This is a genomic window from Streptomyces sp. NPDC058240, assembly GCF_042882135.1.
Lineage (GTDB): Bacteria > Actinomycetota > Actinomycetes > Streptomycetales > Streptomycetaceae > Streptomyces.
In genome coordinates this window covers 141,869-158,731 of record NZ_JBHVWT010000005.1, presented here as the reverse complement: position 1 = coordinate 158,731, position 16,863 = coordinate 141,869, and the positions used below count along the sequence as shown (strand labels likewise).

Sequence of the window (16,863 nt, the reverse complement as noted above, 5' to 3'; positions counted from 1 at the left end):
CCTATGCTCCTGTACATGAGTCAACCACAGGAAGCAACGTCGCCGCCGCTGCACTCCGTATCCGTAGCCGGGGTAGTGGTGCGCGAGGACGGGCGCCTCCTGGCGATCCGCCGAGCGGACAACGGCACATGGGAACTCCCCGGCGGCGTACTCGAACTGAACGAGACCCCGGAGGCCGGCGTAACCCGCGAAGTCTGGGAAGAGACAGGCATCCACGTCGAGGTGGACGAACTCACCGGCGTCTACAAGAACACCACCCGAGGTATCGTCGCCCTGGTTTTCCGCTGCAAGCCCTCCGGCGGCACTGAGCGCACATCAAGCGAGTCGACAGCCGTCTCCTGGCTCACGCCCGACGAAGTCAGCGAGCGCATGTCCGAGGTCTACGCGATCAGGCTCCTGGACGCCTTGGACGGCAACGGCCCTCACGTACGAAGCCACAACGGCAAGCAACTCATCCCAGTGGGATAAGACTTTCCCTACTTCATCAAGGCGCCGCGCAAGCGCGGCGCGCGCCGCCGCCCCCGGCCGCGGGTCGTCTCCTTCCCCCCCCCGGCTTTCCCCCAGCAGGGTGCGGCGCACAAAACGCAAAAAAACACCCCAAAGGAAAAAAACAAAAAATAAAAACACCCTCCCCCAGGGAACCCCCCCCCCCCCCCCCCCCCAACCCCCCCCCACACCCCCCCCCCGCGCCGCAGCCCCCGGCCGGGGGCTGCCTCTGTCTCCGCCCCGGCTGCCCCTGGCCGGGCGGCGGCGCACCGAGCGCGGACACCAGCCCGAGAGAAACGGCCGACACGGGGTGGGGAAACCCGCTGTGGCTGGGGCGGTCGGCTCCACGGCTTTAGCCACCTCCCCGGTTCGGGTCCCGCGTCGAGCAAGACCAGGGGGCCACTCGTTCAAATTCCGGGCAGGATCACAGCCTGCCCGAGTTGCCGGCCAGCGTACGGCCCCCTGATCATGCTCGACCCCAAACCGGGCAGGACACCGGCCAAACCCGCTACACAGACCTCAGGATCTACACGCCGTGCGTCATTTGTGCACTGCCCCCACACGCAGTTCCAGATCATGCAGCAGTCGACGCAGCCCGACAGCTTCAGGCGCCTCTTCGTCTGACGTCTGGTCCAGCAACGCGCGAGCCTTTGCCAGGTCTCCGGCATGCATAGCCAGGTAGGCAAGCATGTGCGAAACCCTCTCTCCCGCTTCGTGCGCCTCGTTCACATATTTGTAAGCTTGCTTGATGTCACTTCTGCGCAAGTAGTACTGGCCGAGATGGTACAGCGCATGGCTATCTCCATCCTGCGCAGCTTGAGAGTAAAGCCTTCGAGCGACCTTCCCTCTTCCTCTACGTTCTTGCAGGTAGCCCATCGCGACAGCGGCACCCGAGGAGCCGCCATCAATGGCTCGCTTATACCAGAACATGGCTCGGTTTGGATGCCCGAGCGTCTCCTGAATCAGTCCCATCTCAGTGTAATATCCTGGTTTACCTGTCGAAATCACCCGGTTGATCCATGCGAGGGCTTCACGCGCACGACCATCCCTGCGACATCGGTTAGCAAGGTTAGCCATTGCTCTAGTGTCACCCTCTGCAGCAGCCTCCCGGAAAAGCTGCTCAGCTTCCTCACCCCTGTCCGATTTTTCTAGGCTTAGGGCAAGATTATTTTTGGCGTACTCAAAGCCTGTAGCCATGGACCGCCGATAGAGAGGCTCGGCCTCCTCGTGGCGACCCGTCTCAGCGAGAAGATTCGCAAGATTGAAGACAGCGTAAGTATCATTGCGCTCTTCTATGGCAGATCGGTAAATAACCTCTGCTTCTTTTACCTTTCCAGTCTTCCGTAGCACGCTCGCCATGTTATTGGGAGCTTCCTTAACCCCCACCTTGATGGCTTTTTCATAGCAAGAAGCAGCGGATTCCCAGTCTTCCAACCTCTCATTGGCGATCCCCAGGAAGAACCATGCGTCTCTATTCCCCTCGGCCGCCGACTGCTGCAGCCACTCCAGCGCGTCTTCGCACTTATCCTGCCGTATGCGCAACTGCCCCATTAGCAGCTTGGCAACCGAAGGAGACTCCTCCATAAAGGATGTGAAAGAACTTTCCGCACCCTGCCATTCCTCGCGATCAAACAACTGTTCCGCGAGGTTGCGCATACCGTATGAGTCTCCATCCGCAGCAGCCTCACGAAACCATACTTCAGCTTCATCTGGCCGCCCCGATCTGAGCAGAACAAGCCCCAGGTTATTCTTTGATACGGAACTGCCTTGAGAGATCGCCTTGCGATACCAGAGTTCCGCTTCCTCTAGCCTATCCTCCTTAGCAGACATATGCCCCAGATGGAACGAACCGTCTCCGTTGCCGCCCTGCGCCAACCGCTCATACGCCCTGAGAGCGAAATCCTTGCGATTGGCTTTCTCTGCCCTATGGCCCACTCCATGAACCGATTCGAGAGAAAATTCATTAATTGCGCTCTCCCAAACCTCGTCTGGCGGGTTGGGAGTTTTCCCTTCACGAGCGACGGTCTCTTCCAGGTAATCGAAGGCCCTGAACATCTCATTCTGCACCGGAACGAGTAGGCTGCTCGTTGCGTGCAACGGTTCAAGTGCCCAATGAAAGGCATCAAGCATCGGCTCCGGTCGGAGCCTCATTCCGCCACGCTGTTCCAGGTAGCACTCATGGAGCCGCTCTAGCACTTGCTTAGGAACGGGCTCCTTGACCCCAGCTCTCCGCAAGTCGACAGCAGCAGAAACAATGGCAGCGCCACGCGGATGCAGGCCCGGAGCCCACGCATTCTGCCATTCCAAGAACAGCTGAGGGCCGGCGGCTAGGTACTCGGCAATTCCATATTCCTCACTGTGCCGCGCCGCCTCCCTAACCCGAGGATCACTAGATCGCGTCGCTCGCTCTATTTCCTCCGGACTCCACTGCCTATCCAGATATAGGATATGCGCTCTAGCAGTGACCGCCCTGGCAGACCTGACAAGCTTTCGCGTTTCTTGATTTAGACCACGCTCATGACGCGGAGAAAGCATTGCCATGCTATCTGCCCGCATTGCGCCGACCATAACGGCACCACTACGCAATGCTTGATCTAGTAAACCGACAGAAAGAACCGGCTCCGTAAGAAATCTGTCGAGATCGTCAACCCAAAGCAATTTTTCATCGGAGTTTGCAAGCAGAACACAGTCGTCGAATTCCGATCCATCTTCGGGGCGGAAAACATGGCGGTCGGGAAACTTACCCTTAGCCACTTCGAATGCGGTGCGCGATTTACCTGATGTTGCATCACCGACAAGCAGCACGAAACTGCCTGGCTTCAACAGAGAGAACAGGTCGTCGTCGACATCACGCTTAATGTAACTCGGTTGCTGATTTCCATCCCACGTTGCAGCTGGATGCACTCCAAAGCTGACCGAATTATCGCACTCCCGAAAACGTGGAATGTTCTCTAGTGTCAGAAGGTGTGCCGTGTTGGCGAGTTCTGAGGAATTTTTGGAGCCATTATTTGCATAATAAATCTGCACGCCATGGCTTTGCTGAAATGCAGTTCCGTGATCGTGCACATCGGCACGCTGCTCACGGGACGGAAACTCGGCATCATCTTTCCTGCTGCCATTTTCCATACGATCCCCCGAAAGCTTTAACTGTTCCTATACTCTTGCTTTCCGGAAATCTGCTGGAAAGAGACTCCATCATCTCTCACGGTGGCATTTTGAGAGATGCTTTGAGCATTTACGCTTGAGCTACTCGCCTCAATATCTCCGAGCAATTCCTTCAATGAATCCCGGGCGGCCGGCTCTCTACTCAGGACGGCACACAAGAGTGCGAAGATCTCATTTTGTCCCTGTTGCAGATCTCCACGTGCGTCGTATCCCAGAATCCGCTGCTGCAATTCGTCGATGCTCGCCTCGGTTGCGTCAAGGTCGCCCGATCCGCCAGCTACAAGGCGAACAAAACGTGTTTTAAACGCCTGCCAACCGTCCGACACCATGGCTGACAAAAGGGTGTTCGCGGCTGGCATAGCCAGCTGGGCAAGTTCTAGCTCGTTCATGGCCCCCCTAAAAACGGATACACGCAGCAGTAGGTTACCCCTGCACTACTTCACTGTCACGAGAGTCCATGAAGCGGCTCTGTCTCCCACATGTGGGCATCACTCGGGTGCGTGTCGCTGTCAGTCCTGGGTACAGGTTCCCGCCCGTGGCTGAGAGAGCGACTACGAGCTAGCGACAGGGCACGGGGAAGCCGAGGAAATTGCCGCTAGCACCCTGGCTCCAGAGTGCGTGTGCATGGCGTACCTGTTCCCCGAGGCACTACTCAGGGCGACTGCAGTAGTCCTCGGCAGATTCCAGGGCCAGGTTGATCAACTTTGCGGGGCCACGGCTGCCCGGGCCCTGCCGCACCACAGGCGCACCAGACTGAGCGGGGAATGGCGGGAAACCACGGTGAACGAGGCCGAGCCTGGAGGCGCCAAGGATCGGACGTTGGACCAGGTAGAGGCCCCAACGGACCCTATAACACTGCTGCTTCCCACGCTCATGTCCCAATGTCCCCGTCCCTACCCAACTGAGTGCGGCGTTGCGTGGTGTGCTGAGCCAGAACTGCGTAGGTGTAACGACCTCAACCGACTGGTCAGAGCAACGACCGCCCACGTGCGGCTGCGGACCATACGTGGACACGGAACCCCCTCGGCCAGTCCATACACCCATGACCTGCGGAGTTTCTGGATGAAGAAAGGCCCTCCGGAGCCGCGTGCGGGGAAGCCCCAGACTCGGTCTGGGGCTTCGCTGCCGTTGGATGTGCGCTACTGCTAACCGAAGGCGGCCGCCGGTGGTCGAGGACCCTGGTCCCCTCCTTCAGAAGCGGCGAGATGCGGTATCGGCAGGCGGTGGCCGCGGCTTGTCGCTACACGGAGCGCGTCCCGCAGGGCTCCGGTCAGGTCTGTCGCCAGGAGCCGCAGCTCTTCCGACTCCGCCTCCTCGCCGCCGAGGAGTTCCGACGCGTGCTCCAGGAGCTCGGCCGCCATGCCGAGCTGTACCGCTTCGGTGTTGTCAGCTAGGCGGGACAGGTGGCCGCTGCTGTCGTCGGTGCTCAGAAAGCAGGGCTGGCCCTCGGGGCTTGACCACGGGAGGAGTCGCAGCTCGTTGTGGGCCGTCACCCTTCCGTCCCCCCTCTCTTCGTTCATCGTGTGGTTGGTGAAGACTGCGTCGGCGCGGTCGCTGGGGAGCACCAGCAGTGCCGCCTCGACTACGCGTCCAGTGGTGTCGGTCGCCACGCGGGTGATAGCGAGAATGGGTAAGGCGGAGCTGATCCGAAGGGTCGCCGCTTCCTCTGGTGTCGGGAAGCGTGCGCTGACTTTCTCCCGGACCTCGGCCAGTGGAGGGCGGAGCTCTGCCAGCCGCGCCTCCACCCCCTCGTGCCAAAGCGACTTGCCGGGCACGTCGGCCGGCGCCAGGTCGCAAGGGACGTAGATTCGGGCCAGGCTGTGCGGCGACTTCCCCTCGTGGCTGAGGCAGAGGAATTCGGTCAGTGGGCTGCTTGCTGACACCCTCAGCAGAGCGGCCAGATGCCCTCGCGCCGGGAGATTGGTGGTGCGGACGCTGACGTGCAGAGGCGAGTCGGCCGCGGTCTGCGCGGCGGGCGTGAGACCACCGCCGACGTACGTGATTCTGCGGAGAGGGTGACGGACGAAGTTCCCCCTGCCGTGAATCTTCTCGACGAGCCCTTCGCCCTGGAGAACTGCGAGGGCGCTCCGCAGTGTCGGCGTGCTGACCGCGTAGCGGGAGGCGAGCTGCGCCTCGGAAGGGAGACGTTCGCCGGCCTTGATTCGACCGGTCGAGATCTGCTTCCGAAGGTCGTCGGCGATGAAATGACGGCGGGAAGCCACGGATTGAATCACCGCCTTCTCAGCATCCGCAGGGCGACGAGCCGGGTCCGGGAGTGCATGGTCAGCAGTTCGCCCGACTCGAAAAGAAGTCGCTTTGCCTCACCGGGCAGTTGGAAGAGGTCGGCCACGCGGCACGGCTGACCGCCGATCTGGATGACGTCGCCACGCTGCACGTTGGCCGAGGTGATCTCGACGTTGGTTGCCAGCGCACCGCTTGGTGCCCATCTCCTCACTGGGCCACCTCCCTCGGCGCGATGGGGACGACCGGCGGGTGGCAGGGGCAGTTGCATGCCTCGTAGACCACGGGGACGCCGATCGGTGCCACGGCGGGGGAGGAATGCGCGCACTCGCGGTGCGTGCCGATCAGGCACGAGCTCGACCTGTAGGGGACGGCCTTCGCGTGCGTCACGCGTGGTTGCTGACGAGGAGGCATCAGAGAGCCTCCGCCGGTGCGAACCAGGTGTGCGCGAAGGGATCGTGAGGTACGGCCGTCGAGCGCCGTTTCGTACATTCCTCGCTGGCCGGCACGTACGGGCGGACGAGCGCGGTCTCCTCGCCTGCGAGAACCTCCATGCGGCCTCGGTGCTGCCCCATGAACAGCGTGGGCCAGTCGGAGTGTCCGAGGTGAACGACCGTGGATCGGACAGGCGTTGAGGGGCGGCGGTGCCGGCCCTTCGGGAGGTACCGCTCACTGGTGCGTGAGACGGCACGGCGGATACGGTTGAACATGCTGATCAGCTCCTATCGCTGATGGCCAGGTCCCCGGACGTCGCCCGTCGCGGGGGCCGCTTTGCGTACGGCGGCCCATAAGGTGCGGCCGTTCACGTCGCTGGTGAGAAGCCCGAATCGATCTGCCTCTGCCACGACTTCCAAGACCTCCCGCCATGACTCGGCGGGGAAGGTGTCCGGCACCTCCGCTTCGATCGACGTGTGTTGGGCGTGCTGTTCCACGCGTGTGGTGAGTCCGGCGGCGGACAACCGGGCGGCGATGTCCTCGGTGCTCAGTTCGGAAGCGGGCACAGGTGTCTCCGTCGCCAGTTGATCACTTTACGTGACGCTAGTTAACTAGATTAAGGCTAGTGGACTAGATTTTCCATATGCCTGAGCAGCCGCCTTATCTCCGCATCGCGGACATCCTTCGGCAACGGATCGCGGAGCATGAGTGGACGCCGGGGGACCGGCTGCCGTCGCGCGCCCAGATCGCCCAGGAGTGCGGCGTCGGTGAGAACGTGGTCCGCCGGGCGCAGGAGCTGCTGATCTCCCAGGGTGTTCTGGAAGGCCGCGCGGGTTCCGGCACGTATGTCGCCGAACCTCGTTGGCGCGTCCGGGTGGTCCGCTCCTCGGCACGCGAGCAGCGTGACGATTCCCCGTTCCGTGCGGACATGCAGGCTGTGGGCAGGCGCGGGGACTGGGAGAGCCGGACCGAGGCCAAGGTTCCGGCTCCGATTGAGATCGCGACGCGCCTCGGTATCGCTGAAGGCGACCTGTGCGTCCGGACCGCGTACGAGTTCCTGGCCGATGGCAGGCCGGTGCAACTGTCGACGAGCTGGGAGCCGTACGACCTTACCGGCGGAACCCTCGTTGTCCTTCCCGAGGGCGGACCTCATGCCGGGGCTGGCGTCGTGAACCGGATGGCCGAGATCGGCGTCACGGTCAGCCATGCCGTCGAGCAGCCCGAGCCCCGGCAGGCAACCGCAGAGGAGGCGTCACTGCTCGGGACCCAGAAGGCCGCACTCGTCACGCACATCCGGCGGACCTACTACAGCGACCAAGGGCGGCCTGTGGAGACGGCGGACATCGTCGTGCCCGTCGCCCTCTGCGAGATCGTCTACGAGATCCCCATCAAGCGGTAGTCCGGCTCAGTCCCGCAGGTGCGGCCAGCCATCCCTGTTGGAGTAGCTCTCGAAGCAGTACCGGGTCGAGCGGTCCCACTCCTCGCCGGTGGTTAGCTCGTACGCCTCTTCCGGCACGTACAGGAGCCATTCGCCGTCGTACTCGGTGGAGGTGTACGGGGCGAACTTGTCGACGTCGGAGAAGACGCTCTCCCAGACGGCTTGGCCGGCGGCGACCACAGCGCACCGGGCGTACAGGAACCCGTCGGCCGACTGCGGGAAGGGGCTGCCGTCCCGGGCCGTCATGTCGGCGACGGGGAGGGTGCCGAACTTCTCCTGGTCCAGGCGGTAGAGAGCTTCGGCATGGCGTTCCGCGAAGCCGATGATGTCGGGGACGGATCGGCGGCTCAGTTCTTCCGCGAGGCGTCGGCAGTTCGCGTGGGTCGCCTCGCCGTTCAGTGTGGCCATCAATCCCAGAAGTCGGCCCATGTCATTCTCATGAGCGCAGGATGTCAGGGCGGTCTGACATCCACGGCTGACATCAACGACGGTGGATGACAGCGGTCCTCCACGGTTCCTCGCGACGTCCGTGAGCTGCGACCCACCGGCAGCCAAGGGGGGCCTTGCCGAACTCCTAAAGCGGGTGTCGCAGGTTCGAATCCTGCCGGGGGCACAGCAGAGCAGCAGGCCAGAGGCCCTGTCGTCCTAGCGGGCGGCAGGGCCTCTGCGCTCACAGCACATATACGGCACGAGCTGACCCGGCGCCGGGACGACCGGGTGTCGTCTTCTTCTCCTGGCGCAGTCAGCCGGTAGTTCTGTTCCCCGCCCGCTCGCTCCGTGAGCGTTCCGGTGCTTGTCGACGAAACGAAAGCGGATCAGCCTGTCGTCTTCTGGGGAATTTGGCGGCAGCCTCGCGCAGGATCTCGTTTTCCTTCTGCGGTGTCGCCCGTGAGTCAGGAACGCTGGCCGCTACGGCCCACTCACAGTTGCTGTTCCCACGGATTGACGACCAGAGCCCCGGTTCGGGCCATGTGTTTGATGTTGCGGGTGGCGACCGTCCAGCCGTTGGCCAGGGCGGTGGCGGCGATCAGCGCGTCCGGCGGATCGATGCTGGTGCCGGTGGCCTTGAGCCTCTTGTGGATGGCGAGGTAGGCAGCCGCCTCCCGTTCGCCGATCGGCGCAATGCGGTCGCCGTATTCGTGCCGCACCGCGGCAAGGGCTCGGGCGTAACGGGCCTGTCGTACGGGATCCGGGGTGGCGGCCACGCCGACCTCAATCTCAGCGACAGTGATCACGCTCAGGAAGCGGTTGGGTCTAGCCGTGGAGCGGAACCATGCCATGACGCGGGGGTCGGGCTTCGCCCGGGTCGTGAGCTCGGCAACGACATTGGTGTCGAACAGATAGATCACTCGGCGTCCGTCTGCTCGTCGTAGGAGCGGGCACCGAACTCCAGGCCGTCGAAGGGCTGGGAGAGCAGGAACTCCTCGAAGCCGTCGTTGCTCAGTGTCACCCAGCGATGGAGCATCTCGGGCAGCGCCTCGATCTCCGTGTCGGCGAGCTCAGCGTCGAAGTGCCGACGCTGGTCCTCCGGCAGGGACTCCCGGATGTCACGGATGGTCCGCAGGGGGTGCGACGACGGCGGCGGCGAGTGAGACCCACCGCTGGGGGCTGTGGTCATCCGCATCGCCTCCGCTTGATCATGCCGTCTGCTGCTGGTACCAGGCTACGGGTTCCCGCCTGCCCGCCCCCATTCTTTACGACGAGAGCGGGGCGTCCGTCCGCCTGCCAGCCGAGTGGCGCTGGCAGTTCTCGCGGATACGCCCTTCCTCCGTCGGTGAGGCTCCGCACCGGGGACCCTTCCCAGCCCGGTGGCCCGCCGGAACGGATCCAGCACACATGAGGCTGGGAACGGCTGAGAACACACGAGAAACGTGGAGGAGTGATTTCGCAGGCCAGATGCCCTGAGGACGACGACGTTTCCGCAGGTCACAGCCCCGCCCAGGGAAAACTCCTAAAGCGGGTGTCGCAGGTTCGAATCCTGCCGAGCACACAACGCATCACGGCTCCGACCTGGGGGTTTCCCCAGGGAGGCGCTTCATCCGGCCTCGGACTTCCCGTCCGGGACCGTTCGCATACACGGACCGGCCACGCCCGCTCTCGCCGCCATCACGGGCGTACCGGACAGTGCGCGGATCCGTGTGGCGCCATGGGTGAGACAACGCCCTGGGCTCGATACGACAGATGCCCGACGCTGATCGATCGGCGGCCAGGCGGGGGTGAGCCCGCAGGATCAGAGGATCAGCGCCACACCAGCGGGGGCGCCGTCCCGGTGAGGACGGCGCCCCTGCTCGGGAACGCCCCCAGTACGTGGCTATCGGACGTCGACGAAGTCGCCGGACGCGTTGATCGCCGGAGTCGTCGTCGTGCCCGCGAAGCTGTAGCGGAAGTAGCCGTCGGTGGCGGCGGTGACGGTCGTCTTGAGGTTGCCCGTCGAGTCGGACTTGATCGTCTTCACCGTGGTGTAGGTGTTGCTGCCCTTCTTGCGGAACTGCAGCTTCACCGACTGGTTCGTGTAGCCGTGGTACTTGTTGTCCTCCCAGTTGGCCCGGGAGAGCTTGCCGGTGACCGTGATGGTCTTGCCCTTCTTCACCGGCTCCGGCGAGGCGTTGACCGTCAGCTTCGAGTAGCGCTGCACCTTGAATGTGGTGGCCGCGTCGCGGTGAATGAAGTCGGAGTCATTGGCGGAGACCAGCGTGCCGAGCTTCCAGGTGGCTGCCGCGTTGTTGCCGACGAAGCCGACCGATGCCTTCGGGTCGAACGTCAGCGTGCCGGTGCAGGTCGACGTGGTGGCGCTCGCCTTGACGCACTTGATCTCGTCGTCCCAGATCTGCGCGTAGTTCGGCTTTGGGCCGAAGGCGCTGATGTAGGTGGTCTCGGCGATACCGGAATCGTCCGACGCGGTCACCGAGACCTTGGCGGACACCACGTTGGTAGTACCGACCACGACCGGCTTGCCGCCGTTGATGACGACCTTGTCGATCGTGATATTGCCCGCGCCGCCATCCTCCGCCTGGGCGGCGGTAGCCCCGATCGCGGTGACGGCCAGCGCGGCGCCGGTGCCGAGCACGGCAAGGCGCATGGTTGTACGCATGAATTCCCCCCACGGATTCATTGATTGATCAGATTGATCAGAGGGAGCGTACGGCGTTGGCCAACGGTTCCCACGTTGTTGTTCAACGCCGCGGAGCCGTTCTCAGTCGTCCGCGCGGCTACCCGAGCCAGTACCCGGGGGGGCGCTCGCGAGGTATTGCACAGAGACTTATCGACCCCCCTCAGCTGTCGGACCGGACGACGAGCCGGACCTCCAGGTGGCGGGCGGGTGCGGAGACGGACGGGCGCGGTCGAGCTCGCCGGCCGGGGTGTGTCGTCCGCCCGCACACCGCCTTCGTAGAGTCGGGGAAATGAACCCGGACCACGCTCCCGACACCGACGAACTGCTGCGCGGTACGTACGCCCGACTGCTGCCCGCCGACTCGATCACCCCTGAGATCGCCGGTTCCCTTCGCTACGCGCGTCTCGTGGCCGACGGCCTCGTCTTCGCCTATGCCCTCGACCGGCCCACCGATGTACGGATCCTCACCGACCCGGACGTGGAGAGCGTCGGCCTGGAGGAGCTGGGGCGGGCGGCGTACGAGAACCTGATGCGCGTACCCGTCACGCACGAGGAGATCCCCTTCGAGGGGACGACCCTGCACTCCTTCTACGGCGACTCACACTTCATCGGGAGCCAGGCGCTGTTCCTGTCCGCCGCGGTCCGGCAGGTCACCGGCGATTCGCTTCCGCACGCCGGTGCCCTCGTCGTCATGCCGAACCGCCACAACCTGGTGTACCACCCGATCGCCGACGGCACGGTGGTCGATGCCGTCAACGGCCTCGCCTCCTACGCGCTGGGTGCCTTCGAGGACGGGCCGGGGGCACTGTCCCCGCGGGTCTACTGGTGGCACCGCGGCAGCCTGAAGTCGCTCACGGCCATCGACGAGGACACCCGGTCCTTCTCCATCCAGCCGCCGCCACAGCTGCTCGGCCTGATGAAGGGCCTGGTCCGTCTCGACCGCGCCGGCCGGCTCGCCACCCGTACCGTCGCCGAGGCGCCCGCTCCCGACCTCGCCGAACTCACCCGCGCCGCTGCCGAGTCGATAGCGGGTCTCTCCCAGGGCCCGGCCGCCGACCTGGGCGACGCCTTCGCCTCCGCCGTCGCCCACGCACACGCCCACTGCGCCGCCGACCCCAGGGCGGCGCAGATCGACACGTGGGACGCCTGGGCCACCGCCGTACAGCTCGGCTGTGCCCTGTTCACCGGTGCGCGGACCCAGGACTGCCGGCTGGGCGAGGACCTCGTCCGGCAGCTGCCGGCCACGCCCGCCGCACCGCCCGCGGACGCCCGCGCCTGGCTCGACGCCCTCTACCTGGCGATCGTGTGCCGGGAGGGGGACCGGATCCGGCGGCTGTGCCAGGTGCCGCTGGAGACGCTGCGGCAGGACGACTCCGTCGACGCGTACGTGCTGTGCTGGATCGACACCCTGCAGACCTACTTCTCCGAACGCGACTCCATGGACGGGGTCGTGGGGAAGCTGGTCGCCACCATGAAGACGTCCGGGCCCGACGAGGTGACCCACGCGCCGATGGAGTTCGTGAACGGAATCGACTACCAGCCGGTCGCGCTCTTCCACCGTCTCGTCGCGCAGGACCACGGCGCCTTCGCCGAGACACTCGCCGAAGCCCTCACGGAACACGGCGCCCACTGGGGCGAGTCGGCGGCACCGCGCGCCCGGGTGGCCCTGGGGCCATTGGCGATGGCGAGTCTCGCCTTCGACCACGGGTTCCCCATCGCTCCGGCGCAGCCGCACCTGCCCCTGTACCTGCTCAACCGCGAACGGATCGAGGAGATCCCCAGCCCCTGACCCCGGTCCCCCCGCCGGGCCGTCGTTGGGAGTCGCAGGGCCCCCGGCTCACGGTGTGACGATGGCGAACTTCCGTCCGCCGCACCGCCCGCGCTGCCCGCACGGCTTGGACGGCCCGGCGGGGGCGTCGGCGTACTCGTGACGTGGCAGCTCTCGGGTTTCGCAGAACATACCGGGCAGGGTGTTGTTCTCGATGGCGGCGCGGGGCAGGCCGCCCAGGCCGAAGACGTTGCCGAGGGCTTCGTACACGAGTCCGTGGGAGGGGGCGTGCGGGGGGATTTCGCCGCCCTCGCCCTTCTCGGGTTCCTCATCGGCGTCCCAACCGAGCTCGGCCAGGGCGTTGTTCAGGAAGTCGGGGCGGGAGCCGTTGAAGCCGCCGTCGGCGCTCAGGGTGCGGATTCCGTGCGAGGGCTGGTGCCCGAAGGGGCTCTCGGGGCCGGTGCGGCCGAACTCCCAATACGCGGTGCAGGGCAGCAGCACGAACGACCAGCCGTTGCCCGCGTCGCCGACGCGGGCAACGGCGGGGACGGACTGGTCCCATGGGGGCGCGACCCTGTCGATCACCGCGATGGTGTCCGCGTCCAGGGCCGGATCGACATCCTGTGGGCCGAACTGGCCCGGCGGCTGGATCAGGGACCGGGGCACGCGAGCCCGGCATGATTCAAACGAGAGGCCCCAGGTCGCCCACGGAGTCCGCGTAGTAGGCCGACTCGGCCAGGTGGAAGGCGAGTTGGCGGAAGGTCCAGCCCGTTCCGGCCGACCGGTCGAGCTCGTCGGGCGTCAGGGCGTCCAGGCGGTTCGCCCAGATCCTGGCCAGGCGCGTGAGCCGGCTGCGTGCCTCGTCGAGATCGGCCGCGGTGAACGGGGCGAGGTCGGCCGCGGTGGTGGTCGTCGAGGCGTGCCAGTGGTCGGGCTGAGTCTCCTCGCCTACGAGCCGCGCCTCCATCTCGGCGAGATGGTCGACCATGTGGTCGGCGACGCGGCGGATCGCCTTGTGCGGGGTGTAGAGCCGGTCACCGGCGGGGACGGGGCGGCCGTCCCAGGTGGTCCAGGTCGCGGCGAGGGCCAGGACGTGGTCGATCATGGCCGTCAGGAGCTGCGCGGGGTCGCGGCCGTCGGTCGCCGGGGCCTCGTCGGGGATGTCGGGGGCGTTGCCGGAAGTGCCGGGGGTGTTGTGGGCATCGGGAGTGTCGTGGGTGTTGCCGGAAGTGCCGGGGGTGTTGTGGGCATCGAGGGCGTTGCCGGAAGCGCTGCGAGCGTGCTCGGTGTTCGTCATGGGCCGACGCTAGATCCGGGACGCTTCGGCCCCCGCCGAACCGTTCCGGATCAGGAGGACGTGACGTCTCTCGACCGCGGACGCCTGCCCGGGGAGGCGCAGTTGGGGCACCAGTAGCCCTCCTGCTGGATGAATATCCACCCGAGCTCCTCGATGTACGGGGAGGCGACGGTCGCGCTGTGCAGCAGATGGCCGAACAGGTCGGTCTCGATGTCCGGCGGCGGTTCCGCGATGACCAGGTCGAACACGGCCCGCGCCTGGCAGCGTCTGCGGTCGCACGCGAGGTGGAACCGCACGGGGCCGGGCGGATCTCCGCCGGTGGTCAGGCTCATCTCTCCACTATGGCCGCGGAGTCGGCCGCGCGGCGCCGTTTCCCGGACAGGCCATGCCCCCCTTCCCGGCCGGCCTCAGGAAGGCAGGGACGCCGCCATGGCCGCTGCCGCGCGGCGCACCCGGGACGCGTCGTCGCGGACGGTGCGGCTGAACTCCATGTGCAGGAACGGCACGCCCTGGGCCTCGGCCTCTCTGCCCTGTACGTTGCCGCGGCCCTCCAGTGCGCAGCGGCGGGCCCAGGCGCGGCAGACGGCGAAGCCCTCGTGGCGCAGTGCCGTTGCGGTACGGCGGGCAGTGGGGAGGCCCTTGTCCGCCGAGCCGAGGGAGGCGATCACGTCGTAGTCCGGTTCGGTGCTGTCCGCGAAGCCGTGGACCTGGAGACCGGGGAGGCGGCGTGCGGCCAGTTCGTCGCAGACGGCGTCGAACACGGTGTCCCTGCGGTGGGCCACGTCGGCGCGGCCCTTCCTGTCGGCGTTGCGGTGGGTTCCGGCCATGACCAGTACGCCGCCGCGCCTGGCCCGTAGCACCCCGATGCCGAGCTGTTCGCTGCCGGCGTCGGCCACCGGGTGCGGCACCTGGACCGACCAGCGGGTCGTGGCGCTCAGGTCGATGTAGACCCGGCCCCAGCCCCGGTGGCCCTCCGCCGCCCGGTCGGAGATCTCCGCGAACCGGCGGCCGGTCACGGTGTCGGTGAACGTCCTGACGGCGAAGTCGATGTCGCCGAGACGGCGCCCGGCTTCGGCCCGCTTGCCGTCGAGGAAGAGGCCCACGGCTTCGGCGGCGGTACGGCGCTGGGCGCGCAGCGGTGGCAGATAGTCACTGCGGGCGACCGTGTCATGGGTGAAGTCCGTGATGCGACGCGCGAGATCCACGCCGTCGCGGCCGTCCGCCGCGGAACCTCCCGGGCGGTCGTCCCCGTCCCCGTTCCCGGCGCCCGGCCCCCGGCTCCCGAATGGCGCAAAAAGGGTCACGAGGGCCCCCAGAGTGACAACCATCACGGCAATACCGATCAGTGTTCGCTTGATCGTTACCTTCGATGCCGGATTCCGTGCCATAGACATATAAAAATATCAGGGGTGTCCCGCCATTCGTCTTCGGTCTCCGTCACTCGCGCCACCGCGCCCGTGCTCCTCCTCGCGGCCCTCGTCGGCTGCTCGGTTCCGGGCGGTGACAGCGACTCCGCGGACGCGAAGGAAGGTCCTTCCTTCACCGTCGCCGCAGCCGGCGACATCCTGATCCACCCCCAGCTGACCGAGCAGGGACGCAAGGACGCCGCGGCGGCCGGGGACAAGACCGGGAAGAAGATCGACTTCCATCCGTTGCTGGCCGGGGTCAAGCCCGTGATCAGCAAGGCCGATCTGGCGATCTGCCACTTCGAGCCGGTCGCGGGCAAGCCGCAGGGACCGTTCGAGGGCTTCCCCGACTTCGTCGTGCCGCCGCAGATCACCACGGCGCTCAAGGACGTCGGCTACGACACCTGCTCGACGGCCTCGAACCACACCCTCGACCACGGGGCCTCCGGCGTACGGAACACTCTCGACGCGCTCGACGGGGCCGGACTCAAGCACACCGGGTCGGCGCGCAGCAGCGCCGAGGCCGCCAAGCCGCTGATCATGGACGTGAAGGGCGTGAAGGTCGCCCAGTTGTCCTACGCCTTCGGCTTCAACGGGCGCGAGGTCCCGGCCGACAAGCCCTGGCTGACCAACCAGACCGACTTCAACAGGATCGCCGCCGCCGAGAAGGCCGCCCGCAAGGCCGGTGCCGAGGTGGTGATCCTCAGCATCCACTGGGGTCGCGAACATCATCCGGACCCGAGCAACGGACAGTTGAAGCTGGCCCGCAGGCTGGCGCGGGAGACCGGGATCAATCTGGTGATCGGCCATCACGCCCATGTGGTGCAGCCGATGGAGAAGATCGGCTCCACGTGGATCGCGTACGGCCTGGGCAACCAGGTGGCGCGGCACGACGTGCCGTCGGGGCTGACCGAGGAAGGCGTCATCGGCTGGTTCGAGTTCCACAAGCGCGGTGACACCTGGGACGTCGACGCCCGGTACGTACCGACGCTGCTGACGATCCCCCCGGATGCCGACGGCAGCGATGCACAGGAGCCCGATGTGGCGGTGGTGAAGGACCACCGGCTGGTGGATCTGGCCGGATCGCTGCAGAACGCCGAGGACCTGCCGGCCGCCGAGCGGGCCAGATACCGGATGGCCTTCCAGCGGACCCAGGGCACTCTGCTCAACCGGGGCGCCGTCGAGGACGGGCTGAAACCCTTGAAGGACCTGCCCGAGTGAGCCCCGGAACAAGCCCCGGAGTGAGCCCCGGAATGCCCCCCTGGAATGGGTGGGTCCTGAATGGATGAGTCCGGGACAAGTACGGGATCGAGCCCCGTCGACTGACCCGGCCTCCCCGCCCCGCCCGACCGACCCGCCTGCCCGACCGATCCGCCGAGCTCCCGCGGCGGCCGGGACATGCGGATACATGCGGATGTATACAGACGCATGCGGACGCCGGGGCGGCGTGGGGAGGGGCCGCGGGCGGCAGGGGTTCCGCCCCGGCGCCGGAAGTCGGAAAGCTCACACTCGCCA

At 66.0% G+C, this 16,863-nt stretch carries 17 protein-coding genes and 1 pseudogene; 4 read left to right on the top strand and 14 right to left on the bottom strand.

Annotation, left to right across the window (positions count from 1 at the left end):
• Positions 1-3 precede the first annotated feature (3 nt).
• Positions 4-468 carry an NUDIX hydrolase gene (locus ACFVX4_RS12720; protein ID WP_389975782.1) on the top strand — a complete coding sequence of 155 codons (465 nt, stop codon included), beginning with the start codon at positions 4-6 and terminating at the stop codon, positions 466-468.
• Between the two features lie 558 nt (positions 469-1,026).
• Here ACFVX4_RS12720 and ACFVX4_RS12715 read toward each other — a convergent pair.
• The 6 genes and pseudogenes from ACFVX4_RS12715 to ACFVX4_RS12690 all read right to left on the bottom strand — a co-directional run bounded on the left by ACFVX4_RS12715 (position 1,027) and on the right by ACFVX4_RS12690 (position 6,893).
• Entirely contained in the window at positions 1,027-3,612 is a 2,586-nt protein-coding gene (locus tag ACFVX4_RS12715; protein WP_389975266.1) for a tetratricopeptide repeat protein, read from the bottom strand.
• 17 nt (positions 3,613-3,629) lie between these two features.
• Complete coding sequence (locus tag ACFVX4_RS12710) at positions 3,630-4,040, bottom strand: hypothetical protein (RefSeq protein ID WP_389975259.1); 411 nt, start codon at positions 4,038-4,040, stop codon at positions 3,630-3,632.
• 1,116 nt (positions 4,041-5,156) lie between these two features.
• Positions 5,157-5,873 (bottom strand): annotated as a pseudogene (locus tag ACFVX4_RS12705) (GntR family transcriptional regulator); the annotation flags it as partial.
• An 8-nt stretch (positions 5,874-5,881) separates the two neighbouring features.
• Positions 5,882-6,106, bottom strand: a complete 225-nt coding sequence (locus ACFVX4_RS12700) for a hypothetical protein (protein WP_389975256.1) — start codon at positions 6,104-6,106, stop codon at positions 5,882-5,884.
• Between the two features lie 199 nt (positions 6,107-6,305).
• Entirely contained in the window at positions 6,306-6,446 is a 141-nt protein-coding gene (locus ACFVX4_RS12695) for a hypothetical protein (RefSeq protein ID WP_389975253.1), read from the bottom strand.
• Between the two features lie 168 nt (positions 6,447-6,614).
• Positions 6,615-6,893 carry a hypothetical protein gene (locus ACFVX4_RS12690; protein WP_389975250.1) on the bottom strand — a complete coding sequence of 93 codons (279 nt, stop codon included), beginning with the start codon at positions 6,891-6,893 and terminating at the stop codon, positions 6,615-6,617.
• Between the two features lie 77 nt (positions 6,894-6,970).
• Between ACFVX4_RS12690 and ACFVX4_RS12685 the strand changes: the two genes are divergently transcribed.
• Entirely contained in the window at positions 6,971-7,726 is a 756-nt protein-coding gene (locus tag ACFVX4_RS12685) for a GntR family transcriptional regulator (RefSeq protein ID WP_389975247.1), read from the top strand.
• A 6-nt stretch (positions 7,727-7,732) separates the two neighbouring features.
• Here the strand turns inward: ACFVX4_RS12685 and ACFVX4_RS12680 are convergent, their stop codons facing one another.
• The 4 genes from ACFVX4_RS12680 to ACFVX4_RS12665 form a co-directional block, all read right to left on the bottom strand.
• Positions 7,733-8,194, bottom strand: coding sequence for a DUF4240 domain-containing protein (locus tag ACFVX4_RS12680; protein WP_389975244.1), 462 nt, complete (start codon positions 8,192-8,194; stop codon positions 7,733-7,735).
• Between the two features lie 491 nt (positions 8,195-8,685).
• Entirely contained in the window at positions 8,686-9,114 is a 429-nt protein-coding gene (locus ACFVX4_RS12675; protein WP_389975241.1) for a type II toxin-antitoxin system VapC family toxin, read from the bottom strand.
• Positions 9,111-9,383: a hypothetical protein gene (locus ACFVX4_RS12670; protein ID WP_389975238.1), complete on the bottom strand. Its 273-nt coding sequence runs from the start codon at positions 9,381-9,383 to the stop codon at positions 9,111-9,113. Before ACFVX4_RS12670 ends, ACFVX4_RS12675 begins: the two co-directional genes overlap by 4 nt.
• A gap of 693 nt (positions 9,384-10,076) precedes the next feature.
• A complete protein-coding gene (locus ACFVX4_RS12665) occupies positions 10,077-10,856 on the bottom strand; it encodes a calcium-binding protein (RefSeq protein WP_389975236.1) in 780 nt (259 codons plus the stop codon).
• A 310-nt stretch (positions 10,857-11,166) separates the two neighbouring features.
• Here ACFVX4_RS12665 and ACFVX4_RS12660 point away from each other — a divergent pair, with 310 nt between their 5' ends.
• Entirely contained in the window at positions 11,167-12,666 is a 1,500-nt protein-coding gene (locus ACFVX4_RS12660) for an immunity 49 family protein (RefSeq protein ID WP_389975233.1), read from the top strand.
• A gap of 48 nt (positions 12,667-12,714) precedes the next feature.
• Here the strand turns inward: ACFVX4_RS12660 and ACFVX4_RS12655 are convergent, their stop codons facing one another.
• From ACFVX4_RS12655 to ACFVX4_RS12640, 4 genes are all read right to left on the bottom strand, one after another.
• On the bottom strand, positions 12,715-13,311 hold the full coding sequence (locus ACFVX4_RS12655; RefSeq protein WP_389975230.1) for a hypothetical protein: 597 nt from the start codon (positions 13,309-13,311) through the stop codon (positions 12,715-12,717).
• A gap of 16 nt (positions 13,312-13,327) precedes the next feature.
• Entirely contained in the window at positions 13,328-13,942 is a 615-nt protein-coding gene (locus ACFVX4_RS12650; RefSeq protein WP_389975227.1) for a hypothetical protein, read from the bottom strand.
• A 50-nt stretch (positions 13,943-13,992) separates the two neighbouring features.
• Entirely contained in the window at positions 13,993-14,274 is a 282-nt protein-coding gene (locus ACFVX4_RS12645; protein ID WP_389975225.1) for a hypothetical protein, read from the bottom strand.
• 75 nt (positions 14,275-14,349) lie between these two features.
• On the bottom strand, positions 14,350-15,147 hold the full coding sequence (locus ACFVX4_RS12640; RefSeq protein ID WP_389975222.1) for a hypothetical protein: 798 nt from the start codon (positions 15,145-15,147) through the stop codon (positions 14,350-14,352).
• Between the two features lie 204 nt (positions 15,148-15,351).
• Here ACFVX4_RS12640 and ACFVX4_RS12635 point away from each other — a divergent pair, with 204 nt between their 5' ends.
• On the top strand, positions 15,352-16,569 hold the full coding sequence (locus tag ACFVX4_RS12635) for a CapA family protein (protein ID WP_389975219.1): 1,218 nt from the start codon (positions 15,352-15,354) through the stop codon (positions 16,567-16,569).
• Positions 16,570-16,863 lie beyond the last annotated feature (294 nt).